A 14,373-nucleotide genomic window follows, 5' to 3' on the forward strand; every position below is an offset into this window, starting at 1 on the left:
TTATTTTTCCTCCTTAATTTGTTGATGATGATATTGTTCTTGATACCATCCAGATTCTTTTATTAGCGACTGATGAGTTCCCGATTGAATAATTTTTCCATCATCTAATACGATAATCCAGTCAGCATCAGTAATTGTTGATAGTCGATGACTGATAATAAATGAGATTTTATTTGAAACTTGATTTTTTAGATTGTTAATAATTACTTGTTCAGTTTTTGCATCGACTGCAGAAAGGGCATCATCTAGTAAAAGGATCTCACTAGTATTTCGTAGAAAAGCTCGAGCAAGGGATAATCGCTGTTTTTGTCCACCAAACAGAGAAATTCCTTTCTCGCCTACCAGTGTTTCTAAACCATCTTTCATTCTTTTGATATCGTCGGCGAGACATGCTTTTTCCAGTGCTTGCCAAAGTGTTTTTTCACTTGCTTCTGAATTACCAAAGAGAAGATTTTCGCGAATAGTTCTTGAGAACAGTGTATGTTCTTGTGGAACTTCAGCAATTTTTTTTCGAAGATCTGTCGTAGAATATGAAGTCAAAGGTTGACCATTAATTAAAGGAACTTCACTAGAATAGGGATAACGATGACCAAGTTGGCGTAAAAGTGTGGTTTTACCACTTCCGGTTTTTCCGACAATCCCAATTACTTGACCACTTTTTACCGTGAGATTAAGGCCATTGAGTACAGCACGATCATTACAATCATATTTAAAATGAAAGTTGATAAAGGCAATAGTGCTAATTTTTTGAAGACTTAAGTTACCAGAAAGTTCCAGATTGTCATCGGTTTTTAGTACTTCATTAATTCTTCGCCAAGATGCAGCACCTTGTTGCATAGTATTAACTAAATCCCCAGCTGAAATCATTGGCCAGACAATCATTGTTAAATAGACTTGAAAAGAAACCATTGCACCAATAGAAATTTGATGATGTGCTACAAAGAAAGCCCCAAGCCCAAAACTGAAAACATAACTAATAGCTAAAATAATAGTTATTAACGGCATAAAGCGAGAGTCAATTTCAGCCACAATATCATTTTGTTTTCGAGATTCTAAGACTTTTTCATCGAATTTTTGAGAAACTGAGTCTTCTAGCCCAAATGCACGGACAACGCGTAGTCCATCAATAATTTCAAGAACTTCGTTATTCATTTCTGAGACAGAATTCTGTGCTTCAGTAAATTTTGCATCAACTTCTGAACCCCATTTAAAGATGAAGTAAACAAGAATTGGCATTGGTATCAAAGCAAAGAGGGTTAATTGCCAAGATACTGTGACCATCATCATTAAGACAATGAATGTTAGATAAAGGCTGGTATTTAGGAAAACCATTAGGCCATAACCAACAGTCATTCCCATAACACGTACATCATCACTTGAACGTGTTATTAAATCACCCGTCCGGAAGCGATGATAAAAAGGGGCACCCATTTTTAGAAAATGTGTCATTAAATCATTACGTAATTCTTTTTGAATATCATAGGAACCGATGAATAGGAAAAATGTCCAAATTGCTTCGGTAAGATACGCTAAAATAATGATTAAAGCAAAAAATGTTATATAAGTTATTAATATCCGAGTGGTAAGATTTTTTTGAACAATTGCATCAATTATTAGACGAATGATATAAGTTGGTGCAACAGCGAGGATGCTCGCGATTACCATGAAGATGAAGACAGTAGTATAACGAGCTTTGTGTTGACCAAAGTAAATTATTAAATGTTTTATAACGTAATTCATTGTGTTCTCCTTTAAGTATAAATTGCACAAAAAGACTCTGCCCCTTAAACCTAGGACAGAGTCTAATTAAAATATACAAGTTAAAATTTTTATTGTATGCTAACTAAACAAAACCTGTGAAGGAATCGGTAAATTAAAATATTTTGATGGTCGGCGTGATATTAAACTAAATAATATAATCATAATACGATTCCTCCTTTGGTAGTTTTGTGTTTCAATAAACTTAAGGTAACACAGGGATATTAAAAAAAACAAGTCTTTTTTTAATTTATTTTTAAATAACTTATGAAAAAATAAAAAATGTGCCTCTACTAAATCTACGCAAAGTGTACTTGCAACAAGAGATACAGGGATCGTGGTTAGAAGTATACAGGGGAAATTTTTTCAAAAAAATCGATTAGCACCTATGTATGAAAGCTTATTTCAAAAAGCAGCTTTAAATAATGTAATTTTTGAATAATTATTTATTATAAGCTAATAATTCTTCGAATAAATTAGTAGCTAATTTTGAAAAGTCAGTTTTTTATTTTATAATCATAAATATTAGGTAAAAAAATATATTATTAAAGGAAGGGGATTTAATGGTAAAAATGATAGAGATTATTATATGAACAAGTAGTAAATATGTGGACTAATGTTGTAGTTGCAACAAGAATCATGCTTGTTGATAAAGAAATAGCAAGTTCAGATATCGCTAAAGCCGGAATTAAATTAGCAAAACCAGCCGGCATTAATCTAAGTATTTTAAATAAACAAAAGACAATTCACAATATTAATGATGGAAGATATGAAGCGCACAAGGTGTTAAAAAACATCGTGAAAGTAACAGAGAAAGTTGGGTTAGGTTTCTAAAAGATACCGTTGTTTCATGTGAAACACAACTAGTGTTTTTTTAATTATTTATAAAGAGCATAAAAGAAGCTTGTTAAATTAAAGAGAAGGGCGTTTACTAATGATAATAATGAAAAAAGCTTAAGGTGTATGTATGAATAAAAAATTATTATCAGGTTCATTTTGGCTATCCTTTGGGAGTGTGTTTTCAAGGGCGTTAGGTATACTTTATTTGATACCGTGGTTAGCCATGATGGGGTCAAAAGAAAACATTAATTCTGCGCAAGCTTTATTTAACTCAACTTATAATATATATGCGATATTTTTATCGTTAGGCATGGCAGGTTTTCCTTCTGCAATTGCAAGAAAAGTTGCGATGTATAATGGTAAAGGCGAATTTGCAAATAGTCAAAAAATTTTTAAATTAGGCTTGGGCTTGATGTGTATTTCAGGTCTAATTTGTACGCTAATTTTGTATATTGCAGCCCCAATTTTTGCAGCAAATAGTCCAGTAGTTTCACAAAGGGACTCAGTAATTGCTATCAGAAGTATGGTTCCAGCAATTGCGATATTGCCTGCTATGAGCGTAATTCGTGGTTGGTTTCAAGGTAACCAAGATCTTAAACCATTTGGGATTTCTCAGTTGTGGGAGCAAGTATTTAGAGTACTTTTTATATTAGTATCCAGTTATCTTTTAATATATATATTCCATACAAGTTATGTGGTTGCGGTGTATGCAAGTGTATTTGCTGCTTTTGCAGGAGCAATAGCTAGCTATATATATTTGATTGCCCACTATAGGGTTAAACTACCTGAATATAGAATGAACCTTAAAAGCAGCAAGGACCTCACGTTAGTTAATGTACGAAAAATTTTTATGGCCATTACATATGAATCTATCCCTTTTGTAATTGTAGGTGCAGGAATAAATTTATGCCAAATAATTGATCAGTTGTTTTTTAAACAAATCATGCAAGGTGCATTGGGCTTATCAGCAGCATATACTCAACAGGTATACACTGCATTTTCGGCTAATCCATCCAAACTAACATCGGTAATTATTGCATTAGCAGCTGCAATTGCTGGAAGTAGCTTACCATTACTTGCAACAGTTAATGCAGGAGGTCAGAAGCAAGATGTACGACGTTATTTAACGGATAATATTAACTACCTAATTTTCATTGTTTTTCCTATTTCTACAATATTCAGTGCATTGTCTTTTGAAGCTAATGGGATTTTTTTCTTTTTTAGTAAGGACGGTGCACTCTTCTTGGCTTATAATATTTGGCAAAGTTTGATTATGGCCATTGCAGTCAATGGATTAACTGTACTTCAAGCACTTCGTTATAGTAAAAAAGCCATGTCTTATTTAGTAGTGGGTTTGATAATTAAGATGTGTCTTCAGTATCCCTTTGTTTTCATATGGCAGGGAACTGGAGCTATAATGGCAACTAATATTGCCTTTTTAGTTATTTGCATATTAGTTTACAGAAAAATAGGAAAGGTTTTTACTGTTAAATTTAAAAAGTTTATGCCCAACATATTGCTGAATATATTTTTCCTTATTATTGTTACGGTGTCACAGTTCGTTATTGCTAGTGTTTATATACCACAAACTAAACTAATGGCACTTTTGTATAGTGTGATATTTGGCTTATATGCAGGATTGCTTTATTTTGTGATTTCAAAGAAGTTTGGCTTTTGGAATAAAATCTTTGAATGAATGATAACGAATTTTTCATGATATACCGCAAATATACTCGTGGAAAATGAGAGGTTAACGTAGCTTTGACTTATGGAACATGTTTATCCGGAATAAATAGAGAGGGGCTGTGCCATAAGTCCTTCAAAATAGAAGAGATTAGTGAAAATCGTTCTTTGATTTTCGCTAATCTCTTCTTTTTGTTTATAGAACAGTTATAGTTGGTAACCTTTGCCACCAATTTTCTAATGTTCATTGCCATCAAGGCACTTCCAGCTTCCTTTTTTACCTTCTCAAGACCTCTAACCGAAAATCTTTTAAAACCCAAACAAGCCTTCAATCCACCAAAAACTGATTCAACATCTATTTTACGTTGTCCGTAAATTGAACTAGTTTGGTGATTTGAAAGCAACTTGCGTTCCTTAGCTTTGAAATACTCCCATGCGCTATTAATACTTATTTTACGAGGATTTCCGTTTTTAGTGAATGCTCGGTGATCAATTTTAAAATCGTTATCGTATTTGTTTGCCTGATACTCTTTAAATTCACGTACAAATCCGTACTTATCTTTGCGCTTACGGTAAGCATAAAAACTAAATCTAACTCCCTGCAGATCAATAAAATAATCGTCTTTAGGATGATACGCCCAATTCATGACCTTACGGTCATCACTTTTCCATTTGCGACTATTTTCTTTTAACATTGTCCCATATGGAATTAACGCTGTATGTTCAGGTAATTCATCTTCGAGATATCGATAATTTGATTCTGAACCGTATCCTGCATCAGCCACAATATACTTACCTAAAGTTCCAGCTGCTTTTTGTTGCTGTAAAAAAGGAATTAATGTTTTGGTATCTCCTGGATTTTGAAAAATGCCGAAGGCAGTTACAAATTGTTTACTTGTGGCGATTTGTAGATTATAAGCCGGTTTTAGCTGTCCGTTGAGCATTGGATCTTCCTTAACACGCATGAAAGTTGCATCATGATCTGTTTTTGAATAACTATTTCTTTTACCATAAATTCTGGTTTGTATTTTATGAGCTAATAATTTAGTTTGCCGTAACTTAAGTTTTCGTTTTAAAGATTTTAGTTTTCGACGCCTTGACTTGTCTGGGTTTGGAGAGATATGTTCTTTTTCAATCTTTTTATTCAAATCTTTCAAGTCATTTTCTAACCGCAAGGTAATTTCATCAAGCATTTCTAAAGTAAGATCTGTCTCTGCTGGGAGCTGACACTTAAACTTAGCGTCATTTAATTCTTCCAGAAGGGTTATAATCGCAGAGCGATTAAGCTTGTCAAAACGAATCGTATTCTTACGCCAAACAAAACTATATTTATTGGCATCAGCTAAAATTTTAGTCCCGTCAATAAAAGTAACTTCATCAATAAAATTGTTTTGTTTCAGATATTTGGTTAGTTTTAGAATACATTGATTAATCAAGCTCTCAACTTCATCTGAAATTCTAAAACGACAAATTGTTCGGTAGGCTGGAACCTGTTCTTGTGTCAGCCAACGGGCTGCCAAATTCTGTTCTGCCAAGGTATTAATACGGCGACTACTAAAGATACCTTTTGTGTACGCAAACAAAATTAATTTTAAAAGTACACGCAGATCATACTTACGCGGTCGTCCAAAGATGTAAGGATCATTAATTTTAAGGTCTTCAACTATTTGATTAATCATCCGTGCAGGATGATTTTCTTTTTGGCTCCCAGTCAGTTTTAATACTAAGTACAGTCTGATTTATGTTATAATTATTGTACATTTTGATTATCCTTTCTATAGGGGTATTGTTTTTGAAAGTACTGGCTCCAACCAGTGCTTTTTTATTTTTAATTATACCAAAAGAGCTTCACCAGAAAAATCATTACTTTCTCTGGTGAAGCTCTTTCACTTAGGACTTATGGCACAGCCCCAATTTTTTAGCTAACTTTTTTTGATTATTAATGACATTATATGAAATACAAATCTTTTTTAAAGTGGCAGATTGCAAGAAATAACTTGAACAAATTTAGTAACGCAGATTACGCAAAAAGATCTCAATCGGTGTTCGCCAATTTAAACATTTGAGTGGTCGGGAATTCAAATACCAGTTAATTTGAATCAATTCATCATCGGTAATCTCATCAATCGGTTGACCTTTGGGAATGAAGCGGCGTAGTACTCGGTTGCGATTTTCATTACTGCCTCGTTCATGTGGCGAATAAGCGTGCGCAAAGTACAGCGGAACACCGGCCTGTTCTTCAATCAAGCGCTTTAGGTTAGTCGTTAAGATGGTTTTACGACCACGATGACTAAGTTTAACTTCATGGTCAGTTTGAGCCTTAACTGCGTGATACTCACCAGCTAAGCGATGAACCTCATTAAAGATAGTGGTTTTACTAAGGCCTAAATAATCGGCAATATATTGAAGTGAGTGCTTTTCATGATGAAGTGTTTCGATGACAACGCGGTCTTCAAATGATAAAATAGTGGTGCCCATAAAGGTCCTTCTTTCTAGTGGAATGTTGTGGTGACACCATTGAAGACCTTTATGGGTTTTTCTGTCCACTAATATGTTCAACTTAAATTTTACAATCTACCAAGTACAAAAAAACCAGTAACCACGGCGTTTTTAACACCTAATGATTACTGATAGTAAACCTCTGATGGGTGGCCAGGGGATCGAACCCTGGACCCACGGATTAAGAGTCCGTTGCTCTGCCAGCTGAGCTAGCCACCCATATATTCTTCATCAACAAGAAATATATTACCATGTGTTAGAAGAATATGCAATAGAAAAATAAAAAAATGTATAATGGCATTTTTGTTTAATCTTTGTTAATAGCAAAAAAAGCCTTACGTAATAGAAAATATAATATAGGAACACAGATTGCCGTTGAAATAGAATTGATAACTGTTGCTGGTAGGCTCAAGAAAGATGCAACAATAGCAGTTTTAAACGCTGTACCGACCATCAAGGCTTCAACAATTGAAGTGCAGTAAGAGGTGATGATTTTCATGGCTCCTGCTGTAATAGCAACAATAATAATATTGCGCTTACTGTCATTGTGATGGAAATATTTAAAAACAGCTTCGATAGTTAAACCGACTATAATTACTTCAAGAACTGTTAACCAAGATGTTAATGCATACCCATTAAGCACATCAAAACCACCAAGTCCGATGACCCCTGCAATAATCCCATTTCTGGGTCCTAAAAATAAAATAGCTAAAGCAGCAAGTGTATTTCCGAAATGAATAAATGGTCGCCCGACCATTGCAGGAATAGGTATTCTTAAAATGAAAATGCCGAGATATATAATGGCAGCAAATAAACCAGTTAAGATAATCATTCTGAGAGAATTCTTATTTTTTTGCATTTTTTAACCTCCTAATTTAATTGTTTTAATAATACAGGCAACTCAAGAGAATAATCAAGACCAAAATGGGGATCAACGCAATTTAATTGCATATTTTTTTTAATCGTATTACTAATAAAGTGCATTGCTCTTTCTGCTGCTTCTTTTAATGTGTTACCATGCAATAACGCACCAAGTAAAACACTTGCAAAAATATCGCCAGTTCCAAAGAAACTTGAACCAATTTTTGGTGTTTCAAGTTGCCATATTTCCTGGGAAATGTTATCGACACCCACAATGCCAATTTTCCCATCAGGTTTAGGAATTCCAGTTAAAAGAATTTGTTTATTTTTGAACTTGTCATTAAGCTCTTTAGCTAAAGTAAGAGCAGAAGCTGAGGAAAGTACACCTGTAGTACATTCTTTATCTAGCAGTAATTGAGCTTCTGTTACATTTGGCGTAATAAGATCAGCTTTTTTTACCAACTGTTGCATTTGATGAGCATAGTTTTCATTAAAGCCGCGATACATTTTACCATGATCCCCCATCACAGGATCTAAAAGAAAAAAGGCATTAGGCGAAAGGGTGTCAATCTTCTTAAGAAGAATATCTAAAGGACTGTTTCCTAGGTAACCTAGATATATTGCAGAAAAGGAAAGAGGGATTGTTTCCCAGTGGGCAATAATCTTCTCCATTTCTGAACTGAGATCTAAGTAAGTGTTTTTTCCAAAGCCACCTGTGTGGGTTGATAAAATTGCAGTTGGTAGAATCGTAGGGTTGAAACCGAGTGCACCAAGGATGGGCAAAGCAATAGCCATGGAAACTTGACCAGCACAAGAGAGGTCTTGAGAAATTAGTATTGATTTTTTCATTTTTACTCCTTGTCTATGTATATAAATTAAAAACATTATAGCATGAATTAAAGTTATAATAATATTTTGGATGCAGGTTTGGCATCATTCAAACGATAGGTTATAATATAGGCGGTTGTACCTTATTTAATAATAAAAAATCTCCATTAAAATAAATAGAGATTCCAAATCACAAAAAAGTGATTTTGGGAAAGGAGCCACAAAGTGAAGAAAATTTTAGTAGTTGATGATGAAAAACCAATTTCCGACATCGTCAAGTTTAATTTGACGAAGGAAGGCTTTGATGTTTATACAGCATTTGATGGACAAGAAGCTGTTGAACAAGTGGAAGAGATCGTACCGGACTTAATTTTGTTAGATATCATGTTGCCAAAAATGGATGGACTTGAAGTAGCAAGGGAAGTTCGTAAAAAATATGATATGCCAATTATAATGGTTACAGCTAAAGACGCAGAAATCGACAAAGTTCTAGGATTAGAACTGGGGGCTGATGACTATGTTACAAAGCCATTTTCTAATCGTGAATTAGTCGCACGAGTTAAAGCTAATTTGAGGAGGCAGACGGCTGCTTCGTCTTCTGCACAAAATGAAGAAGAAAAAAACAATGAGATTACTATTGGTGATTTAACAATTCATCCAGAGGCATATATGGTTTCAAAAAGAGATGAAAAAATCGAGTTGACACATAGGGAATTTGAACTTCTCTATTATTTAGCGAAACATATTGGTCAAGTTATGACAAGAGAACACCTTTTACAAACTGTTTGGGGATATGATTATTTTGGTGATGTCCGAACGGTAGATGTAACAGTTCGAAGATTGAGAGAAAAAATCGAGGATAATTCTAGTCGACCAATTTGGTTAGTAACTCGACGTGGAGTGGGTTATTATTTGCGTAATCCAGAAGCAGAATAAATAAGATTTTCAGTGGAGTAATAATGAATAAGAAACTACATTTTTTTCAATCTATCCATTTTAAAATAGCACTAGTTTTTGCACTGTTATTGCTAATAACATTTCAAATAGTAGGTGCTTATTTTGTGCAACAGTTAAAAAAGGATAATTTGAAATCATTTAAGCAACAGGTTGAATTATCAAGTTATATTGATAGTTCCTTAATCGGCAATCTTTCTCGTGGTAATACGACTAAAGCTAATACGAATATCAAAGATATACTTGAAGATGTAGATAATTCAAATGTTACAAAGATCCAGGTAGTTGATACAAAAGGAACAATCCGTGGAGACAGTGATGTAAATAGTCAAGATTTAATAGGTCAAAAAACAACTGACAACGATATTAAGCAAGTTTTATATAATGAACGTTCATACGCAAAATCAGCATATGATCGAACGGATAATAAACGATACTATGTATCAATTACCCCACTTTTTAGTACAACTGGAAATACAAATACGTTAGTAGGGGCCGTTTACTTGAGGGCGAGCTTAGAGCCAGTATATAGTTCTATTAACAAAGTCACTCTTATTTTTGCAACTGCGGCATTAATCGCAACCGGTTTGGGCTTAATTTTAGCTATTTTTATCTCTAGTGCAATTACGCGCCCTATTGATGAAATGAAAAAACAAACGACGAGAATTGCGCGTGGGGATTATTCAGGGCAAGTTAAAATTTATGGAACGGATGAGTTAGGGCAATTGGCACAAGCTGTCAATAATTTATCAGTCAGAGTTGAAGAAGCTCAAGAATCATCAGAGGCCGAGCGGCGTAGATTGGACAGTGTATTGTCCCATATGTCTGATGGTGTCTTGGCAACTGATCGGCGCGGGAACGTCATTATTATGAATGAAACTGCGTCACAGGCGCTGAACATTGATCCTAATATAGCTGATGGACAGTCAGTGTTAGATATTTTGGGGATTCGAGATAAATATACGTTGCGTGATTTACTTGAAAATCAAGATGAAATCATCATTGACTTGTCAGATGAGGAACATGATGAGATTTTGAATGCCTATTTCTCTTTAATTCAGCGAGAATCAGGTTTTATCAGTGGATTAGTCTGTGTATTACATGATATTACAGAACAACAGCGAATTGATCGGGAGAGAAGAGAATTTGTTTCTAATGTTTCACATGAGTTGAGAACACCATTGACAAGTGTAAGGAGTTACATCGAGGCATTGAATGATGGAGCGTGGAAAGATCCAGAAGTTGCGCCATCATTTTTGAAAGTTACGCAAGATGAAACACAGCGGATGATAAGAATGATTAATGATCTACTGAGTCTTTCTAGGATGGATTCAGGAACATCCAAACTCGAGTTAGAGCTTGTTAATTTAAATGAGTTGTACAATTATATTTTGGATAGATTTGATATGATGCTGAAATCTGATGATGCGCATGAAGAAGGTAAGAAAAGCTATTCAATCAGGCGAGACTTTACCAAAAGAGAGTTATGGGTTGAAATTGACACTGATAAGTTTATGCAAGTCGTTGATAATATTATAAATAATGCTATTAAGTATTCGCCAGACGGGGGTGTAATCACCTGTCGACTTTTAGAGACTCATAATCATGTTATTTTAAGTATCTCTGACCAAGGACTTGGTATTCCTAAAAAGGATGTTGTTCATATTTTCGATCGATTCTTCCGCGTTGATAAGGCACGTTCACGGGCACAAGGTGGAACGGGACTAGGTCTTGCAATTTCAAAAGAAGTTATTGAAATGCATGGTGGAAGAATTTGGGTTGATAGTATTGAAGGTAAAGGGTCAACTTTCTATATTTCGCTGCCGTATGAAGAATATGAGGGGGAATTGTGGGATGAAGCTTAGAAAAATTCTATTGCATACAGGATTGACAGTTACAATCTTAATTAGTGTCTTTTTCTCTGCACTTATTTGGTTTAATCCCGCAATGCTACAACATGATTCTAAAGAGACGACTGACACAGGAGAAAATACAACAAGTGTTAGTAAAAAAACTTTGAGTGATATTTTTTTACCCTTGCAAGCTACGTATAATGTGAATGATTTACAGTATCAACTTCCAAGTTCTGAGAATTACTTGATAGGTAAAGTTTGGAAAATTATGAAGAAGTGGAATAGTGTTTCGACATCAACAAAAATTTATAAGAACAGTACAGATTACTTAACCTTTTTAAAACAAAATAATGCTATGTTGTTGAATTACAACAGCCCAATAACTGTCAAAGTTTTTAATAAGGTTTTTACACAGAAAATAGAAGGTCTTTCAAAATTTAAATTTAATAGAATTATGATACCCCTAGAAAATGAAAATTATATTTATTTGATGAATGATCAATCAAAAGCAGTTTGTAAAGTTGTTGTTAACAATATGAAGGCAGTAAAGAAGATTAAGACATATTTGAAGAGCAGTAGTATTCAAAATAATAAGTTAGAGATTGATTATTATGTACTTAATAATAGAATAATCAACTTTTATGTTAATTCAGTACAACTCCCTAAGTATAGTTATCTTTACAATAAGACAAACATAAGCTCGTATGTAAGTGAATTATTAAATCCAAGTGGACAAACTTCGATAACAACTAAACTACAAAAAAATAAAACTGTTTACTTAGATGGGTCAGATAATAGGTTAACATTAAACGATACAACGAGTGCAGTACAATATGAGAATTATTCGGCATTGGATTATTATGATGATGCAAACAGTGGCAAAATAAAGACGCAAAAATTGAATTATTATACACATTTAACGGAGAGTTTGAATCAGTTGAATAAAATAGGTGTTGCTCCAGATAACTTACGTTTTGATGAGGTTAATTCTGAAGATGGCACAGTCACATATCGTAGTTATATTGCTGGGTTTCCAATCATTAGCAATGATAATTATGGTACCTACAAAATTAAACTGATGAGTACAGGTGGTAAAGAGTATAATTTTTCATTAAATAGTTTACAGGTTCCTGTACCTGCTAGCCAATATAAACAAAATCTGCCTTCTACGTATACTGTTTTACGAGAATTGGAAAATGCGGGTTATACTTTAAGCAAGATAAAAGATATAAGAGTGGGTTATAAGTGGCAAAAAAATCAATCATCTAATCTTGTTATTGATATGATACCTACTTACTATGTCTATATAGATGGACGATGGAGTGAGCTTGAGGATCTTTTGTCTACAAATTAACTAGAAAGGAAGTGAGGATATGAACTTCAAAAGAATAGAATTGATCTTCTTTATAGCTTTTATAGCGTTGGATATTTTCTTGTTCATATCCTATTCACAAAAAGATGATGCTGTAATTTCGACAACAAAATCGACAAATGAGAATTCACTTTCCTCGGTGTTAAAGAGTATTAAGGGAGATCAGATTACATATGGTGAACTCTCTAATAAAAAAGGAAAGGGTTACTATATTTCGAGTTCTACCAAAAACAATCTTCAAGAAAGCATTAGTTCACTGCAAAATCAAACAGTATCTTATCAGAATCACAAAATCGTAGGAGTATTTGAAGATTCGATAAAAATTAAAAAATCTAGTAGTCCGCAAGACACACTTAATACTGTTGTTAGTGATGAGACAAAAATAGTAGATGGACAAAGCTATAAGTACAATAAAAATCTTTCTACTAAAAACACTGTAGTTTATACACAGATTATTCGTGGAACACCTGTTTATATGCCAAATGGTCAAATCAGATTTACCATAAGAAATGGTTATGTGACAGGATATTCCCAGGGAATACTTGATGATGTAGAGATTTTACAACAGCGACCAATTATCAGTCAGGAAAGGGCAGTTATTTGGTTATACCAATACAATAAATTAATGAATAATAGTTCGGTTGAGTGGGTAAATTTAGGATATACGAAATTACTTACTGTTAATAACAATATTGTATATATTCCAACTTGGGTAATAGGTGTTAAAAGTAACTCGACTGGCAATGTACAATATCGAAGAATAAATGCCTTTTCAGGTGCAATAATGGACGAATCGGATAGTATAAATTAAAATGAAGAGAGAGTTTAAAAGATAGAAGGAATAGGAGTATGGATTTAGTGACCCAAGAAAAAGATGATATGAAAATAAGTGTTTTGGCCAGTGGAAGTAGTGGGAATGTCACTTATATCGAAACTCCAAAACGAAAAATTTTAGTTGATGCTGGATTGAGTGGGAAAAAGATTGCTAATTTAATGGCATCAATTGGGAGAAATATCGCTGATGTTGATAGTTTGCTTGTTACGCATGAGCATACGGATCATTGTAAGGGGGTTGGGATCCTAGCAAGAAAGTATAACTTAAACGTATATGCTAACAAAGGTACATGGGATGCAATGGCTAGTAAAATCGGAAAGATACCTACCGAACAAAAACATTTGTTTGGGATGGGTGAGACAAAATCTTTTGTTGACCTTGATGTAGAGAGTTTTGGTGTGTCTCATGATGCTGCCGAACCACAATTTTATCAATTTCATCATAATGGACATTCATTTGTAATACTGACCGATACAGGATACGTTTCAGAACGTACTGAGGGCATTATCAAGAATGCTGATGGTTATTTAATTGAATGTAATCATGATACGGAGATGCTGCGTATGGGTGCCTATCCATGGTCTTTGAAACAACGAATTTTAAGTGATCGTGGTCATCTATCAAATGATGACGGGGCATCGGCATTGATAGATATACTTGGCAATCGAACTAAACAAATTTATTTGGGACACTTGAGTAAGGATAATAATGTAAAAGAACTAGCGCATCTGACTGTAGAAACCGCGATGAAACAACAGGACTTGGGTGTAAATGAAGATTTTGGAATTTATGATACAGATCCAGAAAAAGCAACAAAATTGGTAATAATTTAACTTTAAAATAAGTGATTTTAAACAAATATAGTATTTATTTCATGCTTTTTTCAAAAT

10 protein-coding genes, 1 tRNA gene and 2 pseudogenes are annotated in these 14,373 nt (G+C 34.0%); 7 read left to right on the plus strand and 6 right to left on the minus strand.

Annotated features, from left to right (window positions below; genetic code table 11):
- Positions 1–1,740, minus strand: coding sequence for an ABC transporter ATP-binding protein (locus G6O70_RS02750; protein WP_057869850.1), 1,740 nt, complete (start codon positions 1,738–1,740; stop codon positions 1–3).
- Between the two features lie 609 nt (positions 1,741–2,349).
- Between G6O70_RS02750 and G6O70_RS02755 the strand changes: the two are divergent.
- Both G6O70_RS02755 and G6O70_RS02760 read left to right on the plus strand, forming a co-directional pair.
- Positions 2,350–2,592, plus strand: a pseudogene (locus G6O70_RS02755) (PTS sugar transporter subunit IIB); the annotation flags it as partial.
- Positions 2,593–2,725: 133 nt separating this feature from the next.
- Positions 2,726–4,294: a putative polysaccharide biosynthesis protein gene (locus G6O70_RS02760; RefSeq protein WP_057869849.1), complete on the plus strand. Its 1,569-nt coding sequence runs from the start codon at positions 2,726–2,728 to the stop codon at positions 4,292–4,294.
- A gap of 70 nt (positions 4,295–4,364) precedes the next feature.
- Here the strand turns inward: G6O70_RS02760 and G6O70_RS02765 are convergent.
- The 5 genes and pseudogenes from G6O70_RS02765 to G6O70_RS02785 form a co-directional block, all read right to left on the minus strand.
- Positions 4,365–6,042: pseudogene (locus G6O70_RS02765) on the minus strand (IS1182 family transposase).
- A gap of 246 nt (positions 6,043–6,288) precedes the next feature.
- A complete protein-coding gene (locus G6O70_RS02770; protein WP_219934294.1) occupies positions 6,289–6,759 on the minus strand; it encodes a helix-turn-helix domain-containing protein in 471 nt (156 codons plus the stop codon).
- Between the two features lie 167 nt (positions 6,760–6,926).
- A tRNA-Lys gene (locus G6O70_RS02775) sits at positions 6,927–6,999 on the minus strand.
- Between the two features lie 88 nt (positions 7,000–7,087).
- Positions 7,088–7,639, minus strand: coding sequence for an ECF transporter S component (locus G6O70_RS02780; protein ID WP_057870030.1), 552 nt, complete (start codon positions 7,637–7,639; stop codon positions 7,088–7,090).
- 11 nt (positions 7,640–7,650) lie between these two features.
- Positions 7,651–8,490 carry a pyridoxamine kinase gene (locus G6O70_RS02785; protein ID WP_057870031.1) on the minus strand — a complete coding sequence of 280 codons (840 nt, stop codon included), beginning with the start codon at positions 8,488–8,490 and terminating at the stop codon, positions 7,651–7,653.
- A gap of 204 nt (positions 8,491–8,694) precedes the next feature.
- On the opposite strand from G6O70_RS02785, the gene yycF reads away from it, so the two are divergent.
- From yycF to G6O70_RS02810, 5 genes are read left to right on the plus strand one after another with little or no spacing between them, the layout of a single operon-like run.
- Positions 8,695–9,405: a response regulator YycF gene (gene yycF / locus G6O70_RS02790; protein ID WP_057870032.1), complete on the plus strand. Its 711-nt coding sequence runs from the start codon at positions 8,695–8,697 to the stop codon at positions 9,403–9,405.
- 23 nt (positions 9,406–9,428) lie between these two features.
- On the plus strand, positions 9,429–11,288 hold the full coding sequence (gene walK / locus G6O70_RS02795; protein ID WP_057870033.1) for a cell wall metabolism sensor histidine kinase WalK: 1,860 nt from the start codon (positions 9,429–9,431) through the stop codon (positions 11,286–11,288).
- Positions 11,278–12,630 carry a YycH family regulatory protein gene (locus tag G6O70_RS02800; protein ID WP_057870034.1) on the plus strand — a complete coding sequence of 451 codons (1,353 nt, stop codon included), beginning with the start codon at positions 11,278–11,280 and terminating at the stop codon, positions 12,628–12,630. Before walK ends, G6O70_RS02800 begins: the two co-directional genes overlap by 11 nt.
- A gap of 19 nt (positions 12,631–12,649) precedes the next feature.
- Positions 12,650–13,459, plus strand: coding sequence for a two-component system regulatory protein YycI (locus G6O70_RS02805; RefSeq protein WP_057870035.1), 810 nt, complete (start codon positions 12,650–12,652; stop codon positions 13,457–13,459).
- 38 nt (positions 13,460–13,497) lie between these two features.
- Positions 13,498–14,316, plus strand: a complete 819-nt coding sequence (locus tag G6O70_RS02810; protein ID WP_057870036.1) for an MBL fold metallo-hydrolase — start codon at positions 13,498–13,500, stop codon at positions 14,314–14,316.
- Positions 14,317–14,373 lie beyond the last annotated feature (57 nt).

It is taken from the genome of Liquorilactobacillus hordei DSM 19519 (assembly GCF_019443985.1).
Lineage (GTDB): Bacteria > Bacillota > Bacilli > Lactobacillales > Lactobacillaceae > Liquorilactobacillus > Liquorilactobacillus hordei.